We start from the raw sequence: 23,524 nt of genomic DNA on the forward strand, positions 1-23,524 counted from the left end.
ATAGAGGCCACCTGCCCCGTATACAAGAAGACGTAGGGCTTTGGGCGTGGAGGTTAAGCGGTGTGCACGATTCGAGGCCGAACTGAATATTGCGTGGCAGCGCAAAAACGCCTCTCCATATCCCGGTCAGCTCCCGATTTCAGATCCGGAGGCGGCGCGCATACTGGTTCGACAGGTTTTGGCAAGGCAACTGGGCAACGCCTTCGCTCTTTTTCGGGACTATCCCTTGCTTGCGCTCTGGGCCACTCTCACGCCGCTTGCCGAGCGCTACGGTATGGCCAGCAACACCATTTATGACTGTCTAAGCGACGCGCTGGATCTGCCCCTTCATGACAACGACAACCGCGCTCGGTTTAAGGGATACTACCGTAGCGCCTGTCGAAAGAAAGGCATCCTTGTCTCCGGGAATACACCCAGTGATCTGTTTTTTCCGCCGCTCGGCGTAGCGGACTCAAAACTGCCCGACTGGAGCAACTCCATGGTGGCGGCACTTTTGCGATATGGCCCGCCAGCCATCGAAGATACATCCAGTGCGCTCGCATGGCAGCGCCGGGCACTCGCATGGATGCCGGAGGCTCTGACACGCCCGCGTAGCGCGGTACTTTTCGACCACACCGCCTGGTACGCCGACCGGATTACACACTGGCGGCAGGGTCACGCGCCTGACGGCCAGCGGGAAGAGGCGCTTTTCTCCCGTCTTGATCAGTCTATGCGTGCCTATGGTGTCACCAGAGACAAAATCGTCGGCCCGCCATCTCTCAAGTGGTATCGTGAAGGACTGTCGCTGATGGCGGAGCCATCCGCACTGGCGCAAACCATTACCCGGGATAAGTTTCCGGAACGTATCACTCCGGGTAAGTCTCTTTCTCTTGCAGTACCCTGGCCTGAAACCGTGACTTGGACAGCCCGGCAGGCTCAGCTCATTCCCTGCGCGCCTAGCTCAGGCGAAATGCTGTTTTTCGACGTAGACACAGGGAATTTTCTCGCGCGCCTGAAGACCGACGCAAGCCAGGAGTTTGACAGCAGCGTTCCGCGCATTGTGGCTCTGTCCCGGACGTCTTTTTCAGCCGGGCGTTTCGGTCCGGCACTACCCGCGAAAGACCCTAGCTATTTCTTTGCCTGGGTCTCAACGGGTGACACCCTTGAAGTGGCGGGCCAAGAGATCAGAATTGTGCCAAAAGCTGACCCCGCGATCTCGCTGCGCGCGCCGGTCCTCGGACATGCAGGCTCCACTGTTCTGCGGGCCGGCTCGCCGGATGGACATGTCGAAATCCGGGTGCATCCTGATATGCTGGGCGACCGAGTTTTGCGGATCACTGCGCGAGACCGCGTGCTGCACCGGGTCATCCAGCCGGGCGTAGATGGCATAGCAACCCTTTCTTTTTCCGACCTTCAGCTGGACCAGCCCGGCGACCCTACCCCGTATCTTTTCGAATTGCTTATTCCCGGCGCCTCTCAAAACCGCGAGGCGCGAGCGGAGATGAAAGCATCCCACCATATATGGCCTGGTGCGGCACTCACCGAGCAAGGCATTCTCGAAAATGTACCCCTACCATCCGGCTACCTCGCAGCGCGAAGCGCAGGGTTTCACCTGACCGACGGGCGCCTCACGATGGATGTCTCCACGGCACATGAGAATGCCACTTTATGCATCGAAGAAGTAAACGGTCCCGTTTCTTACGATGTCCCTTTCAAGACGGTCCGGCTTTGGCGTCACAAGGTTACAACAGGCGACAAAGAACGTGTGCCACTTGGGTCAGTGGTGCCCTTTTTTCCCGACGACCGCCAGGATAGTTTCATGATCGAGGCCCCAGGGTGCAAGGATGACCTTATTGCGATGGGGATCAGAAAGAAATGGCCGTTTTACGCCCGAACTCGTATTGAAATCCCGGCATCGGTCATTACCCCTGACACACCGCCGACAGACGATCGCATTGCGCTTATCGATCGCGAGGGGCGCACAACCCTTCTCGCCCGTATCTGCCAGACGCCGGCTGCAACGATACACCTCTTGGAGCATGCCAAAGGTCTCGATGTCTGTTTTTCACCATCGCGGGAGATCGACGCTGTGGGACTGATCGCGCACAATGTCGCAGGAGAGACCTGGGAAGCCGCAGCTGCCCTTGCAAACCGCCCCGTCGACCATCCACTGCCTAAAAGTGTGCAAGTCACTTGCGAGGAGAATGAAATCATCCTGCACCTGCCGGCAACATGGCCCGAGGCCGGTCGCCTTGATGTCACTGTGCGCCCTCGAGACAGTGAGTACTTTGTTCCGGAAACTGGAGATGATGGCCTGCCGCTGTCAGTTGGAATGGTATCAGAAAACAGTGAGGATGCTCGACCAGAGCGCGTCGCAGAGATCATCGCGGAGCCAACTACAGCCGCCCTCCAAGACCATGTTCAGCGCATTTTGCAACCTTGTCTTGAGCGATCGATTCAAAAGGCCGCCGCGGGCAAAATGTTCTCGCCATTGGCCAATGTCTGGACAATCATGCGTAAGGGCGGCGGCACCCCACGCGGAGACCTCGTTTCTGCCGCTCCATTTGTCTTCGCACAACCATTGGTAGCCTACTCAACCTTATCTACACACGCCACGATTGGAGCACTTGGCCGAATGGTAGAGGTGCCGCAGACAAGTTGTATTCCGCCTCTAGATAATCCGGACCCACTGAAAGCGTGGTTGCTCCGCCTACCGGAGGGCACGGGTATTCCCCCTGCTCTCGATGCGTCTGCGCTCGACCGCGCCTTCGTCGCGCTTGGAGGGCGGCTCGATACCCAAGGTCTCCGCGCCCAGCTGACACGTGGGGCTCTCGGCAGCGCACTACGTCTCATGCTCAATGCCTATGGTGCCCATGTAGAGATGTTGCGTGATTTTGACAGGATGACAGGCCAAACAGATTTTGCCTCACGCCTTGTCTCTTTGCTCGAACGGTTTGCCCGCGCGTCGCGGCAAGATGCCGCCGAAGACTGTCTGCAGGATGTTGTGCGCCGAACGGGATTACCGATTGCGCAGGTCGGCGAGATCTTCACCATGCTAATCAAGACCGCCCCAGAGGTTTTTGCCTATTTTCTAACCCTTTGGGCCCAGGCTCCAGATAAGGAGAACACTCTATGACCGAACTTGATCCAAATTCGTTCCGGCAAACCCTAAACGAAACGGTTACAAGGTTCGTCGCAACTGCCTCGCCGGTCAACACGGTCCGCGCGCCGGATCTCGCACGGAAATTGCAAACCGCCCTCGATAGTCTAAACCTTGTCCGCGGTCCGTATGTGGAAACCCTCCCAGACTTCGAAAAAGCTCGCTCTCTACAGGCTCTGCACAGGGCAGGCCTTATCAATCCTGAGTGGAGCGCGATGTCTCAGACAAAACCCGCTGTTTGGGTCCGAAACATGCACAAGCACCAAGAGGCAGCCCTATTGCGAGCCGACAACCATCTCGTCGCAACCGGTACTGGTTCGGGGAAAACTGAGAGTTTTCTCTTCCCACTGGTCGACAAGGTTCTAAAGGAGGGCGACCTCGCACGTTCCGGCGTGCGCGCGATCTTGGTCTATCCATTGAACTCCTTGGCCAATGACCAGCTCAACAGGATAGCAGAGCTGCTTTTTAAAGACCTAGACAATCCCGGGATCACCCTGGGGCGTTACACCGGACAAGTGCGGTCCAATGCCACCCGCGCAGACGAAGCCTCCACACTCAAAAAGACACCCACCTTTATCGAAACATTTGGCGAAGATGCAGAGGTACCTTCAGAGTGGCTTCTTTCCCGCGAAGAAATGCGGGCAAATCCGCCTCACATTCTCATTACAAACTACGCCATGCTTGAGCATATCTTGCTCCTACCGACCAACCGCGCACTGCTGCACAACGCCCAGCTGAGCACGCTCGTTCTTGATGAAATTCACAGCTATACCGGAGCCCAGGCGATTGAAGTGGCGTTCTTGTTGCGGCGCCTCAAGGATCACCTAACCGTAGCTCCAGGACAACTGCATTGCGTTGGCACCTCGGCATCGCTTGATCCTAACCGTAAGGACGAGCTGGCCAATTTCGCAGCAGACTTATTTGGCGAACCCTTTGCTGGCGCGGGGTCTATCATCACTTCCGACCGGCGCAAGCATCCGAGTCTTCGTCGACCCAATGTTCCCTCCGAACTGTCTCCTGAGGACTGGTCTCGGGCAGCACAGATTTCCGAAATCATGCGCCAAACTCTGGCAAGGGGCCGTCACTTCAGTGCTGAGGATTGGAACGACGAGTGCAAGGATGAAGGACTCTCCGGCCTTAAGGTGGACCCAGACCTTCCGCTTGGGGACGGTCTGATACAGGCGTTGGGCGAAATGACAGAAATCCAGGCACTGGCCCATCATCTTGACCGGGGCCCGCAACCATTGACAGCGCTCGCCAAGGATGTCTTCCCAGATGCGGATCCCGAGACCGCCCGCGCCGCCCTCGTCGGTCTGATTTCAGTTGGGGTGCTTGCCATCAGCGAAGACGCCGCCGTCTTTCCCCTTTTGCCAGCCCGCTATCATCTCATTGCGGCGTCCGTTGATCGGGTTGGCATCGTCCTCGACCCAGAAGCGCCGGATCATGTCGGTAACATCATTTTCGGAAGCACTGAGGACGACCAGCACCGGCCTGCCTTTCACCTCAACGTCTGTCGAAATTGTGGCGAGCCTTACATCGAAGCTTGGGGCACGGCATCCGGCTTTTCTGCCGATCTCGGGGATCCGGGATCGCGCCGATATCTGCGACTCAAGCCTGGGCTCCGCACAAGTGAAGACGAGGACACAGAGCCTGCAGATGCGCCAGAAATATGGACGATCAATCCTGATACCGGTGAACGAATGCATGATGATGAAATCGGCGGCGTACCGCTTGAGGTCGTCCCCATGGACCTCGACGACGAAGGTGTTCATCTGGGGCGCTGTGTGGCCTGCGGGCATCGCTCGTCGCGCCACCGCGAACCAATCACCACAATCCATCCCGGTGACGAAGCCTTCGCTGCTGTTTCCGCGCAGACCCTGCTTGAGGCTCTACCCGCACGCGCCCGGGGAGAAACGCCGCCCATGCAAGGTCGCAATCTTCTGGTTTTTTCAGATAACCGCCAGGACGCGGCATTTTTTGCCCCATTCTTCGAGCGTACTGCGCGCGATATGTCCGTCCGTGGCGCGATCCTGCATGCCTTGCGTCAGGGGCCACTTGACCTTGGAAATCTGGTCGCAACCGTGCGGCATACAATGGCGGAACACGGTTTGCGCCTTTACTCTTCCAGTGTTGATCCCGAGTTGCGCACCGGACCAGCCGAAGAGCTGCGGCTCAAATCGCTGATAGTCGCAGAATTGACGGTCTTTGGAAAAGGGCGTCTATCACTGGAGGGGTTTGGCCTCATTTCTGTCGATTATGAGCACATCGATCGAATAATTCGCAGGGTAAGCGGTGTGTTGCCCGAGACTCTCAAGCCTTACTCAGAGGACTACACACGATGGCTTTTGAAGGCCGCGCGGGAATTTCGCGCTGTCGCCTACGATGGATCTGGCGGCATTGATCTCGAGGATGAATCGATCTGGAACGCCTTTAATGCTCAGCGGAACCGCTGTGTCGCGCTCAACAATAACCCACACACCACTTTACCAATGCATTTCATGCCGGCTGCCAATCATGACAACCGCTTCACAAAACTCCTGAAGAAAATGGCGCATGCCACAAATTCTGCAATCACCGACCTGCAAACCCGCGACACCCTCGCCGCCTTTTGGAAGGCGCTGGACGGGGCTCGATCTCCAATGGAGCCGCATGGGAAAGGTCTTGGGTTCAGGCTTGATGCCACAACGCTGACAATCCATCCAGGTCGCGACCGACCTCTTTACCGGTGCGACAGCTGTGGAATTCGCACTCAGTTCAACACCGCCAGCGCCTGTCAATCGCTTGGCTGTATTGGAAAACTGGTACAAATGAGTGAAGCTGACAGAGATGGAATGGCGCGGTCAAACCACTATATCTCTAGGTATCGATCCCGCCCGATGATTTCTATTGCGCGCGAACACACAGCTGCGATTTCAACACGGGTTCGAACCCGGATGGAGGAAAACTTTAAAAAAGGCGAGGTCAATCTTCTATCCTGCACGACGACCATGGAAATGGGGGTCGACCTGGGCGATCTTGAAGCAGTTTTGTGTAAGAACGCACCTCCATCCATTGCAAATTACCAACAACGGGCCGGACGCGCCGGGCGGCGTGCCCAAGTGGCCCCCATTGTGCTGACCACAGCCCGGACCAGTCGGTTCGACAAGTCGGTGTATGACCGCTTCGGCAGCTATCTCGTTGAACACCCGCCTGTTCCTTACCTGTCACTTGACAACGCAGGGTTCTTTCAACGCCACCAGATCTCCGTCGTTCTAGCGCGGTTCCTGTCCTACAAACTTGATCTCTCCCGACGCGGTGCGCCACGTCTCATTGGCCTTTTTGGAGAGCAGCTGGATCAGAATGAAGAATCTCTTTTTCGTGCTGATCTAGACGGGTGGATTGCCCAACCTGAGGGACAGGCCGCCATTGCAGCCGGCGCGGCGCTAAAACTACGTCTCGCCGATCAATACCAAGGCATCGCCCTTGATACTCCCGAGCTGACCCAGGTATTTCGCACTCGGATCCGTGATTTTGCTGCAGGCGTTTTCGGGCGTTGGCGCATCATCGACGATAGTATTGAGGATCTTAAAGTCGAGCGAGATCAGGCTGATGCAAGAAACGATCGTGCAACTGTGCGGCGCGCAGAGCGCGCCATTGCAGGGCTACGCGCACAGGGTGATCGGTATTTGCGCCAATTCCTCGTTGAGGAGCTTTCACGGCGCGCAGTCATCCCCACCTATGCCTTTCCCGTCCACAGCGTGTCCCTCGAAATCGTGACCTCTGGGCAAAGTGGCTCGGCGGTCGACGCACCTCTTCAGCTAGACCGTGACGGTGCGATCGGGATCACGGAATATGCTCCAAGTGCTCAGGTCGTGGCGGGTGGGCGCGTTTGGGAGTCCGTTGGAATCACGAAACGCTCCAAGTTCACCGGAGACGACGAATTCATCGACGTCTCCTTCGTACGCGCGTGTTCAGTCTGCGGGTGCCCGCAGATCACTCCGGAGGGACAAACGCCGGACAGTGAGTGCAACCAGTGCGGCGCTACCTTTGAAGCCGTCAACCAACCACGTCGATTTATCCAGCCCAGGGGTTTCCTGACGTCCTTTGCCGATTCTCAGGGGCGCGACCCCGGAGCTGGGCGTATTCGTCCTGCACCCACGGATGACGCACGGCTTCTCACCGAAGCGCCGCGTTCGCGATATCAAGCCACAGACGTGCCGGACATCCTGACATTCCATGCGCCCGGGTCCAATCAACCGACACCAGAACTAGGCCGAATTATTACCGTCAATCGCGGTCGCGAACGGGGTGGGTTTGCATGGTGCCGCGTTTGTGAGCATGCCCACCCTGTGCCTGCAGATGGGCCCGAGAACCGCTGGCAGCAGCTGTCGCGAGTTGGCGAGCATCAAAACCCCCGTACCGGCCAGACATGTCGCGCAGATCCTAACACCATGGTGGCGCCCGTAGATCTCGCACACGTCTTTGAAACTGACGTACGGTCGTTCTTATTCACCGCTCCACCCATCAGTCCAACGGGGGTACCTATTCAACTTGATTCCACACTCAGCCTAACGCTACAGGAGGCCTTACGTCTCGGTGCAGTGCGCCTATTGGAGACGGATGCGAGAGACATAAAGGCGATCCTGCAGACGCTTGATTTTCAGCCTGCGGTCGTACTTTATGACGCGGTATCTGGAGGTGCGGGCTACGCAGCACGTCTTACGCGTGACGCCGGCTTTTCCATGGCCGATCTTTTGTTATCGGCGCGGAGCGTACTGGACTGCAAGGATCCTCATTGTCTTACGTCCTGTCCCAGCTGTCTGAACGACTACAGCAACCAAAAGATATGGCATGCGCTAAACAGGCATCCTGCCCTAGCCTGGATTGAAAAAATGCTTCTTGATGCCGGTGTCCATATAACGCCGCAAAGTCAATAACAAGGAGGCCCACCGTGCAAGAGCAAGCCGTTGTAGAGAAAGATTTCATCGCAGAACACGCTGTGTCAAAAGTCGATTTTGCTCGCTTTGGGATCGACGAAGATGGTGGCATTGTCGTACCAGAGAGCCTCATTGGATGCCCTTTTCCACTGCGTGACATCTATCCGGACGCTGTAGGTTTTCTCGTTCGGGAAAACCGGCTAACCGTCGCACAGCGGCGCAACATTCTTGAATGGGTGGGACAAGATGTTGACGCGAAAGATGCGGAAGCATTTTACAACACCTTTCTCGACTTCGTGGAACAGCGTCCCGCCGCAGGACACATCCTGGAGCTGGTTGCTATGGGCGCAACCAAAACTAAAAAGCACAAAATCAACAACAAGCCAGCTTTCGCCCTTCGTCTGGCACGACGAATGGACAAAAAGGAACTTCTCGACCAAGCGTTGCTCCCGGATCCGCCGCGCGATCTGATTATGGGTCTGTTTTTCGAGTGCGTTTTGGCGCACTACGAGCACCTTCCAGAAGTTTACAGTCGTCCAAAGGATATCTTTGAGCAATGGTTTCCAGCTGTAAATCCTGAAAACGATCCGGCGCTACAGGAACTGAAGGTACTCACCGAAACGCTCGACGAACTGATAGAGTTGGGAGAGGAGTATAAGGACGGAGTCGATCCCGACATCACGCTGGCCTTCGGCGCCACCATTCTCCATGACCATGAAGCCGCAGAGATCGGCGACCGTAGGATCTTCAATGTCCGTAAAGCTCTGGCGCAATACATGCTCGCTGTCGCGGATGAAACCACCCCAATTGAGCACTATGACCAAATCATTGACTTGGTCGAGGCACTCAAAGCGGAGGATTTTCAACTACATACCTTTGATGCGGCGGCCGTAGCACAAGAATTGGAAGAGGCAGGTCTTTGTGATTGGGCAACCGCCAACTCTTGGCTAGGCAAGCAGGCTGGCGAAGAAATCCCGGAATTGGTGGAACAGCTCTGCGCTCTTTATCGCGCCTTAGCGGCCAGCATTGAAAAATGCCAGAGCCTACAGGCTCATTGGACAGCCGAGACCGGACTGCAATTGGCGAGCGGAAACATGCAGGCTGTCCAAGAGGCAGCCGGACATACTCAATCTGCCCAAGCCGCCAGCCAGAGCCTAGAAGGGGCACGCGATGATCTTAAGAACGCGCTGGCATTCTTACTGGACGAAGCGTCAATCAATGCTCCGGGGCTTTCTGAGATACTCACGCAACATAGGGCAAACCTGCAGGAACTGAGTTTGCCGCAGGAAGTCCGCGACTTGGTTGACGAGTATCCTGCCGCTGTTCCGGGAGGATTTGTCTCTGCCCATGCTAGAAGCACGTCTGACGACGCATCGGTCGTTGGTGATGACGATACGACGGTTAGTGTGCTCGAGGAGGATCGCACGCCAGGCGATCACATACAGGATGAGGAAGAGCCAACCCCTGATCTCGCGGCAAACCCCGAAGAAAAACGTCCAGCCCCGGCGCCCGCTTCCTTAGATGACACAGCGGCCGTGCCCGAAACTGAAAACACTGTAACCGTCAAGCCTGTGGATAGCCCGTCCCCAGGCCACGAGGTCAACCTCCCACCGAAGGACGCAGCAACTGAATCGCCCGCTCTAATTGTTAGCAGCAAGGCTCCAGTTACTGAAAACAAGACTGACCTGCCAGAACCAGACCTAACAAAGCTAGAGGCGCCCGAAGATCTCAATGATGGCGACCTTGCAGATGAAGCTGATCTGAGCCTCTATACGGCGTCGCTGGCCGCGGAAGCACCGGGTATCGGCAGCATTATTTCGCAAGCCTTGATTGCCCAGTCCAAAACACCTTATTTGCGTCCGCAAGCGTTTCTCGCAGCCTCATCGGCGCGCGCGGTTGGCTTTGAATATACGCCCGTGATTGGCGCGCTCACCGAGCACATCAGTCAGGTCCAAGAGCCGAACGAAATTGAGGCCACCCTTCTTTTTGCCGCAGCCCTCAAACCTTCTATCTTTGCGCCGGATGCGCAAATGCGGCCTACAATCGCGGAATTGAACCTTGGAAGTTTTGGTCCGCATCTGTCAGACCTTCAATCCGCCATCGCGGACCTTCCCTACGCCTTCCCGCCCAGTTTCGAGCAATTGGCGCATATCTCCGGGGCGCCGACCGACACCCGACGTGCACGGCTGATGAGGCGACTTGAAGCGTGGATGGAAGAAACCTCTCAGCGTTCTGGTGTCTGTCAGCCATCGACCCGGTTCCTACACACGATCGTGAAACCGGGTGGCATTGTCGGATCAGCGGTTATTGCAATGAAAGGCAACGCAAAAAATGCAGCTAGTCTGGCGCTTGAGGCCGCTGACAAAATTGACGGTCATGACGCCATTGAAGCCGGGTATCGTGCTATCAGCACGCCTACAGGACCACGGAGCACAACACGGCTCAGCCCCAAAGCGATGGATCATATGGCGCGGCACACATCCGAAGCCGTCGAGTTGCTCCGCAACTGGGCAAAGGCCGAAGAAAAGCAAGTTCGAGCAGCGGATGCAAGCGCACAACGTGCCCTGATGGTGCTTAAGGCGGCGCTGGCGAAATCTAGAGACAGTATCAGCGAGCGCATCCAGCTCGAAGACGACAGCGCCGAGGGAAAACTCCGAATTGCCGTTGCCCGCATGATACAGAAGACGATCGTCGACGTGCTAACGGGGCTTGCGGGCCAAGAGACTTCGGACGCGAACCAGGCCGCTTCAGAAGAAGATGCTTTTCTACAAGACGTCGATCTTTTGCCTCCGGCCATCCGGCGCGCCTATCTTTCCGGTGATCTCGATGCTGCATTGGCGGGGCTTTACGAAGCCGGTATTCCCGATCCGGATGTGGCCTATGCGCTCAATATAAAGGCAGGCGCCTTCGCCACTGCACGTCGGATTGCAAAACGCACGGCAGGAGACATAGCGGTGCGCATAGCCGCTCTACATACGGCGCAGGTACAATTCGTTGAGTCCATGTCTTCGGATCTCAGGAGGCTGTCTCGTCGGATCGCGACTGCTGCTCGTCTCGACTTCAAAAATCAGGATAGATACCCCGCACTTACCGACTGGTGTGATGAAGCCCTTGAGCATTTGCGGGAACAGGGCGAAAAGGACGCTCTACTCCAAGACTTTGATGAATATCGGGCACGCTCGGAGGACATATCCGACACGCTCACTAACGCTGAGTCCTCGATCCGCGACGACCAACGTGCCCGTGTCGAGGATTTGCGCACCCCTTCAAATGAGGAGGATGCAGATCTCGTCTTACGTCAGATTGCGGACAACCTCGGGTTTGAGGCAGTTGAAAATCGAATTGCCCGCCTGCGAGACGGACGATCAATTGCAGACGTCGAAGACCAAGCGGAAAATGACATTCTCGAACGTTTCACACCGGAATTTGTCGAAGCCAGCGCAGACCCTGCATGGCCCTCTTCGGCCAGCGACTACGTTCGGGCCTTCAGCAAATCAGACACGCTTCTAGCAACGTCTGGAGACCGAGCCGAGAATGCCGCTGAGCTTATGAGCCTGTTCTTTTTGATGAGAGAACAAACCGCCAAGCAAACGCCTAAAGGCAAGCCAATCGTCAACCTGCTCCAAGGACTTGGGTTTGAAAAAGTCAATCTCGACAGCGGCAAAGCGATTGAAGGCGCTAGGGCATGGCGGTATCAGCTCCGCGCCAGCGTCGCGCACCAGGGGTGGTTTTTACCGCCCGTTTTCGGCAAACGCGCCAACGGCCTTTACCGAATGATCCTCTGCGAGGCAAAAACATTACCGGAAGTGCTGTCGAAGTCCCTTGACCCGCAGACACCTTCCATCATCCTAGTGTCCGGGTGTCTCGAGCGCTCACGCCGTCATGAGTTTGCAAAGCGTCTAAGGCAAGACCGCATCCCGGCAGTCCTGATCGATGAAACACTAATAGCCTATGCGGCCATTCGGCAGGACACCCGACTTCGTACAATTTTCACCTGCGGCATGCCTTATGGTCGCATCGAGCCTTATGAAACAAACGCTGGCGCGCTTCCAGAAGAAATGTTCTTCGGGCGAGAAGATGAGATCGAACGCATAATGTCGTTCGACTATGAAGGTTGTCTCGTCTACGGTGGTCGGCAACTAGGTAAGTCCGCCTTACTTGCCCATGTTGAAAAGCTGTATCATGACCCGGCCAATGGACAGATTGTCGTGCGAGACCAGGTCACCAACCTTGGCTTGCAGGATGAGCCCGCTGTCCGCGTCTGGAGCAAAATCCATACACTGCTTTCACACTCCGAGTTTGGATATATCGTTCGCGAAGACAGCAAGGATAACCCGGACGCCATTCGACATGACATCAAGATGTGGGTGACGCAGTCCGCGGACCCTAGACGCGTCATTGTTTTGCTGGATGAAACCGATGAATTCATCACAGCAGAAGCCATGTCAGGTTTTCCAGAAATTACCAAACTCAAGGACTTGATGGAAACGACGAGCCGCCGGTTCAAGATCGTCTTTGCCGGCCTGCACAACGTGCAGAGTATGCACAGCACGGGGAACTCCCCTCTTCCTCATTTGCGCACGCCTACGGTGATTGGTCCTCTCAACCGAACGCGCGAAGACCGGCAAGCCGCATATGATCTCGTTACTGAGCCGTTGCGCGCTGCTGGCTTCCGTTTTGAAACACCGCAGGCGGCCGACCGGATATTGTCCTATACCAACGAATACCCTTCCCTAGTTCAAGAGTTTATGAGCGGGCTCATCGCGCAACGTCATCGTATGCTGGGGCGCAACTACGCCCTGTCCGAGGACGGCCCATCATGGATTATTCCGGATGCCGAGTTATTCGATCATGAAGGTTTCGAGGACATCGAACGTCAGATCCGCAAAAAGTTCCACCTCACACTCAACCTAGACGTTCGATATGCTCTAGTTGCCTACACAATGGCATATATCGCAGAATACGATCGCACACGAGCCCTTCTGGATGGAATGCGAGCCCGCGAAATTCTCGAAGAAGCTTCTGACTATTGGCCGACCTCCGTGGATCGGCTTGAAGCGGAGGAGTTCGAAGTCATTCTCGATGAAATGTGTGATCTCGGCGTTCTCGGCAAGGTCGATGTTGGGACCACGACCAACCAGCCCTATTGTCTGCGCTCCCCTGAAGTCATTCCTATGTTGGGCTCTCCTTCCGAAATCGCAGAAGAGCTCTTGCGCATACAGGAGCGCGAACCCAAACCACGCTATGATCGGGCGACAAACCGGCGCCTGGTGCCTTCTGACAACAAGGACAGCAGCCGGCGCCAATACCTGCCGCTCACGGATCTCCAGGTTGAGCGATTGCTGGACCGCGGTGTTAATGAACCGCGTATCGTATGCGGTTTGAAAATGCTTGGCCTGGAGCGCATCCCGCGCCATCTGCAACGCATTGCGCAGGATACCAGTCTTCCTGGCGTCAGCCCGGATAAGCCTGTCAGTGTATTCTGTGCCGAAGACCAGCGGATTTTCCGCGCACACTTGGACCAGAAGCCCGGCAAGCAGGACGAGATGAAGGTCGTGCTCTTGCATCACAGCGGTTCCGCGCACGACGCGCAGCGCATCCTTGATATGTCGTCGCGGCGGCCGCTGGTTACAAATGGCCTAGTGCGTCCTATCTTGTTGCTTAATGCCGAAGATCCGGAATGCAGAGATCTCGCCACCCGAAATCTCTATGCAACCGAGACACTGGCCCCATGGGGCCCGGATGCACTGCGCGTACACTTGCGGCATGTTGAGGCGACAGAACTGGACAAAAAGGAAATACGAGAAGCCATTCTTACAGCAACGGGAGGTATTCCGGAGCACGTGCTCACATCCGTGGAAAGATTGCGCAGTGCGGATGATCGCCGTGCAGTTCTGGAGGATCTATCCTTTGAAATCAACGCGCGGGACTTCCAGACCAACGCCCCTCGTATGATTGCAGCGTTGGACCTTATTGCCGGATACGACAACCGCCAAGCCAGTCAGGAGAATTACGACTTCCTGAACGAAATGCTCGTCGAGGAGACCGGAAAAGACCTGGTGACACTGGTACCGGACCTCAAGGCGATGGGCCTGATCCGCCAATGGGTCCCTTCGCGATGTGAGATATCAGTCTCCAGTCTCGCAAAGCGGATCACACAAGCTGATGCAGACTGAATTGTATGTTTTTCTCCCGTTTCCGATGCGAACATCCGACAGCTCCGCACGAGAGGCCACCTGCAGCTTGGGGTTACCGGTTCTTGCATTTTTTGCAGGATAAAATGAGAAAGCGGTCATATACAAAACGAATTTACGGTGATTTGCCGTCGAATCGAGATTTATGTGTGTGACCCCGGTTTACCCAAAAAACTCTGTGGAACCGAGGCTCAGCGTACCCCCTGGATGAAGGTTACTCTGCGGAAGGACCCGAGCGACCTGAGAGCCTCGGCCTTGTTTTGTTGGCATCGCTAAGGGAACCCGCTCGGTACATAGTCAGATCGGCCACGTTGATGTCGCTGTTCATGCCAAGTTCTCCTCGTTGAGCACCTCGTTGCTGCTGCCACCGGGCATCGGTTTGACCGGACTACCACCAGTATCTGCCACCTTGCCACCCTGCCACCGGACATTGTTTTTATTCGGTTTTTAAGTGGTGGCATTGGTACCGGTGGCAGTATGGTAGTTGGTGGTAGCCTGTTCGGACGCCTCCTGAGGGCCGTACCGATCCAGGGCGCGCTGGACGTCCTGCGGGTCGTAGTAACTACCGTGCTTGTCCTGACGCGGACGCACTTCGTAGTCGCGCAGGATGGCGGCTATGCGGTTGGTCGAGATCGGCTGGCCGCGGGGCGGGAACTCAGCCCATGGAGCATCGTCGATGCCATGAAGGCCGTCACGCAATGATTGCGAGCCCATTCTTCCTGTCTGGCGCTCCATGAGCATCGCCATATCGCGCAGGAGGCGCACGCCGGTGGTTTCCCGATCCTGCTCCAAGTCTGCAGTCTCAATGGCGCTGTAGGCCTGCAAACAGCGATTGGGCCACGCACCACCGAGAACGGCAGCAATGCGAAACAAAGGCGTCCAGTTGTCCTGAGCGCGGTCATTGCCGCAAGGCGGCGCCTCGGTTTCATTCGTCTCGATTGAAATGCGATTGTCATCAGCCCACCGCACCAATTGACAGCGTGCTGGATAGCGATCCTCGAAATAGCGAGCCGGGAGCTTTTCTACGGACTCCGACTGCAGACGCCGCCGCAAAGCCACCCGAATAGAGCGATCAACGAGGGTTTCCTCTTGTGATCCGATCCCGGCGATGACCTGAGCGCCCCAAACAGAGAAGCGGCGTACCACATGTTCGCCATTGCGCTCCTCCACCCGCACGACATTGGCGGTGCGGCGGCGGTGGCCCGCGTTGATGATGCCGTTGGCCTCTTCGTTGCGGCGCAGGAAGCGGTCAGCCTCATCGATCAGCAGGGTCGGACTCCAGTCCTCGATCACGCGAAACAGACCGGCCGCCGAGATGTTCGAGACAAGAAAGCCGCGATGGACGTGCGCCTCGATCGTCTCGATCAGCACGGTCTTGCCGCACCGCTTCTCAGGTGACGAGATAAGCACCTTGGGCCAAAGGGACCAAACATCCATCTGGTAGGTGCCCATGATCCAGAGCGCCACTGCGTCTGCCTGCTCAGGTGTCTTGAATACGACGTGTCGGGCAAGGTCGGCGCTGATATCGTCGGCCAGAGCGGCGCCGTCCACCGGATGCGCCCAGGTCTCAACCTCCTCGACAATGGAGGAGCCCGCTTCCTTCTTGGGCTCGTTCTTGGGTCGCGCGGCCTCAACAGCCCCGTCGAGCGCAATGACGCGGATGCCCAGTGCTTCGGCTTCGTTGACGCGCACTTGCTCGTAATCGAGCAGGCTGAGCTTCGCCAGTTCGGCAACCCGCGCGTCTGCCTGCGACATGTTGAAGTCGGTGGTTCTCATGCCGACACCTCGCGTTTAAGAAGATCGTTGAAGTCGAGCCCGTCGCCGGGGTCCGCTATCTTGACCCGCCAGCCGTTCGCCGTCGCACGCTGCGCAAGCACCCGGCCGGCTTCGCGGCCTGCCTGCTCACCATCGACGGCTACAATCAACTCTGCAGGCGTTGGAGGCAGGCGCAGCGCCGCCATGCCGCTTGTGCTGAGTGCCGCCCAGACCGGCCCCGCGTCGTGCAACAGGCACGGCAAACTGAGCGCGGTCTCGATCCCCTCGGCGACTACGAGCGGCGCAGTGTCAGCGGATAGGCGCACCGCACCGCCGCGCGTGCTGCCTAGCATCATCTTGCTAGGCTCAACTGCGGCTTTTCCACTGCCGTCCGCCAGCAGATAGGTGCGGTGTATCGCAAAACGGTCTGCACCCTCCACGCGGGCCACCAGAGCTGGAAACTCCTTGGCCGACACATGCCAGCACGACGGATGGAAGCGGAGCGTCTCGGGCAAGTCGTCCGCGATCCCGCGCTTGCGCAGGTAGTGCTCCGCGAGCGTGCCTATAACGGGCTGCGCCTCCTGCCAGCACCGCTTGGCCAGCGTAGCCTTTTTTAAGGCTTCAGCCTCCTCGGCCTCACGCAGCTTTGCGAGATCTGAGCGCGTAGACTGACGATAGGTGCCGTCGCCAGGCAAAGCGCCTAGAGCGCGCAGAGCGTCGGAAACATGACTAAACGAGCAACCCTTAAAGCAATGCAGCATCAAGGTGCCGTCAGCGCCATCCGCTATTGAAAGAGACGGGTTTGAGCACCGTCGGCCAGCTTGACAGACAGGGCATGCAGCGCGACCTTGGCGGCCGTAAGGGCGCCCACCCAGGGCGCGGGTCAGATTGAGTGCGTCTGACATCACAAACCCTCCGGCAGGCCAGCGACTTTGCATGAGCTGGCTAGCTGCTCCAAGGCAATGCGGTCTCCCTCTGCAATCAACTCGTACTCAGCCACCCCTGGAAGCATGTCCAGTTTGTCGAGAAGGCGCCGAGCCTGTCCATGTTGAGCCCAAAGGCGGCCCAAAAAATCTCCGGCAGACACGCTCATTCTCCGTTCCTCGCCAAATCGACAATGCGACCCTTTGCCCAATCCAGCAGGCTAGGAACATGGTACCGTATAGAACCACGTCCGAACCTCACAAACGGAGGACCATCCGGATCACGATAGAACCGGTATTTTTCTAGGGACGAAGTCGACAAACCGAGGAGTTTTGCTGCCTGCGTCGTATCGATGTAGAGTGGAAGATCGTCGTCTTTCATATTTACCTCCAACGTTTCGGATACGTTGAAGGTGGCCCAAATGAACCCTTATTTCGCCACGTCTGCCCCGGCACCATCCGACAGTGCCGGGGCACTGTCGGAACCGTCCTTGCCTAGCCAGGACGTTAGATGTCGCTCAACCGTTCGGGGGGCGGGAATGAGTGAACTGGGTTCACCAGTCGCAGCTGCACGAATTGCGTCTAAGATGGAGCGCGCGACAGTTGCTTTGTTCAGCGCACCATTCTTGCGCTTGTGACCTTCGAATCCAATGTTCTGAAGCCTATCAAATTCAGCGCGCCCGGCTCCGACGATCAGTTTGTATTTGTCGTCCTCATCGCGCTTTTTCAAAGCTTTCTTCCGGTTGGCTATTTGTATCGGTCGTTCATCGGGCGGAATGTTTGTAAACTCAACTGGAAGCAGCTTTTTGCACTCCGGATCATTCACTGCAAAATCCAACCAAGAAGGCCGCTCCCGCAATTCTGATGCCAATCGTAGGAAGTCAGCCAAGCTTCGCACTTGTGGTGTCTTTGCCTCCGAGAGTTTGGTCTTCAGTTCATCAATCTCATTCACCAGCAGGTTTCTACCGATATCCGGTTCAATCTCCCATTCTTGCCGACCGGGCAGATATGCGCCGAATAATCGATCATCGTTGTCTCGCTCTGGCGGACATACACCAGCGAGAAGGCAAGCAGCTTGCTGGACCGTAATTATCGGGCGCTGCAACCAACTTTCCAAGAGCGCCATCTGCAACCTCAACTTTTCCGGATGTGGCTTTGGCAACGGCTTCCAAATATCCTCTGCGCTGTTCATGTTCCCCTGCCCTCTCGTGCTAAACCAATCTCCACAACATTTTCATTGAGACCAAGCGCCGAACCTATCGTGGCCCCAATCATGTCTGCCGCACGGCGCTGCGGATCAGCGGCAAGGTGAGCGTAGCGTTTTGTCGTGCTTGTCTGCGAGTGCCCGAGGAGACCGCCGATTTGGTGTAGTGACAATCCGGCACCTGCACCAACAGCGGCATTGGAATGGCGTAGATCGTGCAAGCCAGTGCCTTCAATACCGGCTTCACGACATACTGCACGCCAAAGACGATTCACATCTGCTCTTGGCTTTTCACATGCAGTTCCTGCCGAAGTAGATGCGATCACGAAGCGACCGATCCGTGGGATCGCATCCAAAACTGACAAGGCCGCAGCACCCAGAACAATAACCTTTGCGCCCGTTTTGGAGTCTGGCAAGCGCAACATTCCGCGATCAAAATCGACGTGCTGCCATTCCAAATCAAGAATTTCACGCACACGGGCACCAGTCAGCAAGAGCAGTCTAATTGCCGCAACTGAGTGAGTATCAAACTGCGCAACGCGCTTTTCTGGTGCAGGCAGATGCTTTGAAGCTGACCCCTTTGCCTTGATCTGCCACGGCAAGCCCCCCGTTTCCGCACGACTAAGAGCATCGCCTAGTCTTTGCATTTCTTCCGTGGATAAGAACCGCTCGCGACCCTTCTCCTTGAAGGCTTCAACACCAATGGCGGGGTTCGAGGTCCCTTCTGGCAACAAGCCCAGATCAATCGCCCAAAAGAACATCGCCTTCAAAACCGCCAATGCACGATTAGCGATTATGGGGCCACCTCTTGTCTTTTGCGAAGGAGTTCGCCTTGCTCCAGCCTTTTTGGCCGATGTAGTCTTACGGGCAATTGAGCTATGCAGCTTTGCAACCTCGCGCCTTGTCAGCGTGGCGGCTTTTCGAGAGCCAATAGCAGGTAGGATATGAGTGTCCAGCACGGCACGATATAGCCTCGCTGTGGCGAGTTTTCGTTTGGGTTCGACGTGCCGGGTAAACCATTCCTCTGCGATCTCGGCAACGGTATCGGCGGATCTCGCGTCCGCTCTTTCGGCTGCCGGGTCTGAGCCAAGGCGAACCTTGGCCAACATGTCTTTGGCCATTGCGCGTGCCTGCTCAGGTGTCACCGCATCGGGGCTGCCAAGCACGATGCGTTTCTTGGCTACACCTCGTCCACCGGCCCCTGGCCGATACTCTAAAATCCAAGAGCAGGAACCCGAAGGCCGCATCAGGATTCCGAAACCTTTCAATGTGTCGTCATAGTAGACTAACGGCTTTTCGGTGGGTTCGATTGCCGCAATAGAGCGACGGGCGATCTAGATAACGGGCATTCCACTCTCCATCGTGACGTGGCGATCTCACAGAGGAATCGCCACCGAGTCGCCACCACCACTTGAAAGAGATAGATAACCAATCCGGTAGAAAATGCAAATATGAAAGCAAAAACAGCAAGTTATTGAAAGAATATGAAACTGCGTGAAAGCCGGTGAAACCCGGAATCTATAACTGTTAATCAATTGGTCGTAGGTTCGATCCCTACCGCCGGAGCCAATTCACCCCGACTGATATACCGATTGGCCGACATCCCTTTATGGTGCGGCTTGCGGGGTTCGTACAATCGGGCACCATAATCGCGAGACGACACATTTCGGCAAACCGCGTCGGGATTGCAGAAACGCAACAGCGACCCGCTGTCAGTTTTCAGTTGTCGCATCCCGCAGAAATGCGATCAGATCGGCACGGTCCTGCGCACCCGTGATCCGCTGCATCGGCATTTTCGACCCCGGAATGTAATGATCCGGACCCAGATCAAACAGCAGGTCTATGGTCTCTTCGGACCAGACAAGATCCGCTTTGACCAGCGTGTCAGAATAGAGATAGTCCGATACGGTGCCGGCCGGCCTGCCAAACAGACCATAGAGCGTTGGACCCGCACGCCGTTTACTGTCGGGCTCAAGGGTATGGCAGATGGAACATTTGCGCTGGAACTGTCGCTCACCATTCGACATGAGTTCCGGCTGTTTCAGAAAGGACCGTTCCGTCCCGGCCATCTGCTCTGCGTTCCCGAGCCCCGCTACCGGCCAGCTGTGCAGCGCGTCCGAGATGCCGCCGGCATGGATGTTCTGACCGTCGGGGGAAAACGCCAGCGCCCAGACCGGTCCTGCAGCGGTCGCCCGGAAATCATCCGAAATGCGCCACTCTGCGGTGTCGATCATCATGATGTACCCCTGGGCATCGCCCACGGCAATCAGATCAGCCGCGGCACTGTAGGCCATGGCGAGGATCGGACGTCTGTCCGCAGTGAAATCACCACTTTCGCCCCCTTCGGGCAACATTATGACCCGCGTGCCCCCGTCAACCGCGCCATAGGCCAGCCAGCTTTCATCCGGTCCGACCAGCAGCGTATTGATCCCGAACCCGTGCTGCACAAGACGCCTGCGAAATTCGCCAGTCTGCGCATCCCAAAGACGCACAGTACCATCCGCCGAGGTCGTATAAACCCGGGCGCCGTCCGGCGAAAACGCCACATCGCTGACGGTGTTGGCATGTCCGCGCAGCTCGATCGGTTCTGCGCCGTCCAGCGGCCAGATACGCACGGTTCTGTCCCAGCTGGCCGATGCCACACGCGCGCCGTCAGGCGACACCGCAAGCCGGATGATCTTGGCACTGTGACGCCCCAGCACCCTGCCCTGCCCTGTCGCCGGATCCCAGAGGCGCAGAGAGAAATCATCGCCCCCTGAAACCATAAGTCCATCACCCACCGGAACAACTGCGTTGACCGCAGCCTCATGACCATCGAACCAGCGGGGACCGTCAGGCGTCCAGAGGCCGACTGCATTGTCGAAACTGGCGGTCAGGATTGTCCCGTCGGCTGTCGTGCTGATCCCTTTTACCGGCCCCCCATGGCCCTCCAGACGGAAGGCCTCCTGTGCCTGCAGGCTGTGCGTTCCGAGGATCAGCAGGGCGCAGGCCGCACGGAAAACAGAACCCGTTGAATTCAGAAATGTGGATTTCATCTGCCGCCTTCGTTGCACATATTCAGCATACTGCAAAACTGCAGACTGGCTGTCAAAGCCGCCGGCCGGGCCGACAGCCTCCCACCCCGGAAACCCGTCGATGGACCGGCGCAAAACGATCCGCTAACCTTCCTCCACGCCCCAAAGGCGCGACAAGCGGAGAGTACCATGCCAGCATCTGACCTGCCGTTCAGCATCAGTGAATATGACGGGCGGATAAAGCGCACCCGCGACGCCATGATGGCCGCAGGCGTCGAGGTTATTGTTGTGAGCGATCCCGCGAATATGGCCTGGCTGACCGGGTACGACGGCTGGTCCTTTTACGTGCACCAGGCGGTTGTGCTCGGCCCGGACGGGCCGCCGCTCTGGTGGGGGCGCGGCATTGACGCGCTGGGGGCAAAGCGCACGGTAATGATGCCGGATACCTGTATTCACGGGTATGACGACACCTATGTGCAGAACCCGGAAAAACACCCGATGGAAGACCTGTGCAATCTTCTGGGGAAACATGGATGGTCGTCCGCAAAGATCGGCCTTGAGATGGACAATTATTATTTCACAGCAGCATCTTACACGTCGCTTTTGTCCGGCTTGCCGCAGGCCGAATTCAAAGATGTGAACGGTTTGATAAACTGGCAGCGCTGCGTCAAAAGCCCCGCAGAAATCACCTGCATGCGCCGGGCGGCCCGTATTGTCGAAAAAATGCACCGGACCATTCTGGAACACGCTGAACCGGGGTTGGCCAAGAATGCCCTTGTGGCGGAGATCAGCCACGCCGGGATCACAGGTGCAGACGGCCACTGGGGAGATTACCCGTCCATCGTACCGCTGGCGCCTTCCGGCGCTGACGCGACGGCCCCGCACCTGACCTGGAACGCGGAACCGATGAAGACGGGCGAAGCCACGTTTTTTGAGATTGCGGGCGTTTACCGCCGGTACCACGCACCGCAGTCCCGCACCCTGTTTCTGGGCGCGCCACCTGACCGCTACCGGCGTGCCGAAGCCGCCGTTCTCGAAGCTGTTGAAGCAGGCCTGGCCGCGGCACGGCCGGGCAACACGACCGGCGACATTGCGCTGGCGTTCAATGGCACTCTGAACAGGCTGGGCTTTGAAAAGGATAACCGGTGTGGCTATTCCATCGGGCTGTCTTACCCACCGGACTGGGGTGAGCGCACGTTCTCGCTGCGCGCCGGCGACACGACTGTACTTGAACCCGGCATGACATTTCACTTCATGCCCGCGCTCTGGCTGGATGATGGCGGCATCGAGATCACCGAACCCGTGCTGATTACTGAGGACGGCGCCGAGTGTCTGTGCAACACGCCCCGGGAACTGATGGTCAAGACATGACAGACACCCCCTCTCCCGTCACCGCCACCGTCGATTTCGGCGCGGACGGTGTACAGCACGGTCACCTGCAATTGCCGTGGAGCCGCGATGAGAGCGCCTGGGGTTCTGTGATGATCCCGGTGACAGTTATCCGGAACGGCTCCGGACCGACAGCGCTGATCACCGGTGGAAATCATGGCGATGAATACGAAGGACCGCTTGCCATCCTGGACGCGGCAACCAGCCTCGATCCGGCGGCCGTGAGCGGCCGGATCATTCTGATCCCGTTCATGAACGCGCCAGCAGTACACGCCGCAACGCGCACGTCGCCCATCGACGGCGGCAATATGAACCGCGCATTCCCCGGCAGGCCGGACGGCACGATCACGGAAAAGATCGCTGACTACTTCACACGGTACCTGTTGCCGATGGCCGATATCGTGCTCGACTTTCATTCAGGCGGCAAATCGCTCGACTTCCTGCCCTTTGCAGCCTGCCACACGCTTGAGGACAAGGCGCAGGAAGCACGATGCCGGGCCGCGCGCGATGCTTTCTGCGCGCCTTTCAGTCTTCAGATGCTCGAGATTGACCCCTCTGCAATGTACGATCATGCAGCAGAAAGTCAGGGAAAGACATTTGTTACAACCGAACTGGGCGGCCGCGGTACGGCGACGCCGGAAACCGTCGCCATCGCGCGGCGTGGCCTGCGGAACCTGTTGATCCACGCCGGAATTCTCGCTGGAGATATTGATGCCGCCCCGACCTGTCACCTGACACAGGATGACGCGGCGTGCTTTCATTTCGCTCCTGACGCAGGAATGGTTGAGTTCACTGTGATGCTTGGTGATGCTGTAACCTGCGGTGAAACACTCGCCCGGATCTGGCCACTGTACCACACCGGCATTGAGCCGAATGTCATAACAGCCCGGACCGACGGACTGGTGATGGTACGACATCATCCCGGACTGATCCGTCAGGGCGACTGCCTGGCTGTTCTGGCCTCTGAAACCGGCCCCACAAAGGAGTAAC

At 57.3% G+C, this 23,524-nt stretch carries 11 protein-coding genes; 5 read left to right on the plus strand and 6 right to left on the minus strand.

The window, feature by feature from the left end; genetic code table 11:
- The first annotated feature begins 40 nt into the window (after nucleotides 1–40).
- From AB4K19_RS07885 to AB4K19_RS07895, 3 genes are read left to right on the plus strand one after another with little or no spacing between them, the layout of a single operon-like run.
- Nucleotides 41–3,115: a hypothetical protein gene (locus AB4K19_RS07885; RefSeq protein WP_436399411.1), complete on the plus strand. Its 3,075-nt coding sequence runs from the start codon at nucleotides 41–43 to the stop codon at nucleotides 3,113–3,115.
- Nucleotides 3,112–8,055: a DEAD/DEAH box helicase gene (locus tag AB4K19_RS07890; protein WP_436399412.1), complete on the plus strand. Its 4,944-nt coding sequence runs from the start codon at nucleotides 3,112–3,114 to the stop codon at nucleotides 8,053–8,055. Before AB4K19_RS07885 ends, AB4K19_RS07890 begins: the two co-directional genes overlap by 4 nt.
- A gap of 14 nt (nucleotides 8,056–8,069) precedes the next feature.
- Nucleotides 8,070–14,231 carry a hypothetical protein gene (locus AB4K19_RS07895; RefSeq protein WP_436399413.1) on the plus strand — a complete coding sequence of 2,054 codons (6,162 nt, stop codon included), beginning with the start codon at nucleotides 8,070–8,072 and terminating at the stop codon, nucleotides 14,229–14,231.
- A gap of 465 nt (nucleotides 14,232–14,696) precedes the next feature.
- Here AB4K19_RS07895 and AB4K19_RS07900 read toward each other — a convergent pair whose 3' ends face one another.
- The 6 genes from AB4K19_RS07900 to AB4K19_RS07925 all read right to left on the minus strand — a co-directional run bounded on the left by AB4K19_RS07900 (nucleotide 14,697) and on the right by AB4K19_RS07925 (nucleotide 21,166).
- On the minus strand, nucleotides 14,697–16,025 hold the full coding sequence (locus tag AB4K19_RS07900; RefSeq protein ID WP_375227877.1) for a DUF3631 domain-containing protein: 1,329 nt from the start codon (nucleotides 16,023–16,025) through the stop codon (nucleotides 14,697–14,699).
- Nucleotides 16,022–16,909, minus strand: a complete 888-nt coding sequence (locus AB4K19_RS07905; protein WP_436399414.1) for a DUF7146 domain-containing protein — start codon at nucleotides 16,907–16,909, stop codon at nucleotides 16,022–16,024. Before AB4K19_RS07905 ends, AB4K19_RS07900 begins: the two co-directional genes overlap by 4 nt.
- 184 nt (nucleotides 16,910–17,093) lie before the next feature.
- A complete protein-coding gene (locus AB4K19_RS07910) occupies nucleotides 17,094–17,309 on the minus strand; it encodes a hypothetical protein (protein WP_436399415.1) in 216 nt (71 codons plus the stop codon).
- Between the two features lie 48 nt (nucleotides 17,310–17,357).
- Complete coding sequence (locus tag AB4K19_RS07915) at nucleotides 17,358–18,119, minus strand: hypothetical protein (RefSeq protein WP_375227879.1); 762 nt, start codon at nucleotides 18,117–18,119, stop codon at nucleotides 17,358–17,360.
- Entirely contained in the window at nucleotides 18,116–19,399 is a 1,284-nt protein-coding gene (locus AB4K19_RS07920) for a tyrosine-type recombinase/integrase (RefSeq protein ID WP_436399416.1), read from the minus strand. Before AB4K19_RS07920 ends, AB4K19_RS07915 begins: the two co-directional genes overlap by 4 nt.
- 444 nt (nucleotides 19,400–19,843) lie before the next feature.
- Complete coding sequence (locus AB4K19_RS07925; RefSeq protein WP_375227880.1) at nucleotides 19,844–21,166, minus strand: c-type cytochrome; 1,323 nt, start codon at nucleotides 21,164–21,166, stop codon at nucleotides 19,844–19,846.
- A 168-nt stretch (nucleotides 21,167–21,334) separates the two neighbouring features.
- Between AB4K19_RS07925 and AB4K19_RS07930 the strand changes: the two genes are divergently transcribed.
- Both AB4K19_RS07930 and doeB read left to right on the plus strand, forming a co-directional pair.
- Nucleotides 21,335–22,516 carry a M24 family metallopeptidase gene (locus AB4K19_RS07930; RefSeq protein ID WP_375227881.1) on the plus strand — a complete coding sequence of 394 codons (1,182 nt, stop codon included), beginning with the start codon at nucleotides 21,335–21,337 and terminating at the stop codon, nucleotides 22,514–22,516.
- Nucleotides 22,513–23,523 carry a N(2)-acetyl-L-2,4-diaminobutanoate deacetylase DoeB gene (gene doeB / locus AB4K19_RS07935; RefSeq protein ID WP_375227882.1) on the plus strand — a complete coding sequence of 337 codons (1,011 nt, stop codon included), beginning with the start codon at nucleotides 22,513–22,515 and terminating at the stop codon, nucleotides 23,521–23,523. The genes AB4K19_RS07930 and doeB overlap by 4 nt, the downstream gene beginning before the upstream one ends.
- The last annotated feature ends 1 nt before the right edge of the window (nucleotide 23,524 follow it).

The organism is Roseobacter phycocola (assembly GCF_042055075.2).
Taxonomy (GTDB): Bacteria; Pseudomonadota; Alphaproteobacteria; order Rhodobacterales; family Rhodobacteraceae; genus Roseobacter.

Excerpts from the sequence above, each read along its gene's own strand:
- AB4K19_RS07890 (WP_436399412.1), top strand. The coding sequence starts at position 3,112 with ATGACCGAACTTGATCCAAATTCGTTCCGGCAAACCCTAAACGAAACG.
- AB4K19_RS07905 (WP_436399414.1), bottom strand. The coding sequence starts at position 16,909 with ATGTCAGACGCACTCAATCTGACCCGCGCCCTGGGTGGGCGCCCTTAC.
- AB4K19_RS07925 (WP_375227880.1), bottom strand. The coding sequence starts at position 21,166 with ATGAAATCCACATTTCTGAATTCAACGGGTTCTGTTTTCCGTGCGGCC.
- AB4K19_RS07930 (WP_375227881.1), top strand. The coding sequence starts at position 21,335 with ATGCCAGCATCTGACCTGCCGTTCAGCATCAGTGAATATGACGGGCGG.
- AB4K19_RS07910 (WP_436399415.1), bottom strand. The coding sequence starts at position 17,309 with ATGAAAGACGACGATCTTCCACTCTACATCGATACGACGCAGGCAGCA.
- doeB (WP_375227882.1), top strand. The coding sequence starts at position 22,513 with ATGACAGACACCCCCTCTCCCGTCACCGCCACCGTCGATTTCGGCGCG.
- AB4K19_RS07900 (WP_375227877.1), bottom strand. The coding sequence starts at position 16,025 with ATGAGAACCACCGACTTCAACATGTCGCAGGCAGACGCGCGGGTTGCC.
- AB4K19_RS07915 (WP_375227879.1), bottom strand. The coding sequence starts at position 18,119 with ATGAACAGCGCAGAGGATATTTGGAAGCCGTTGCCAAAGCCACATCCG.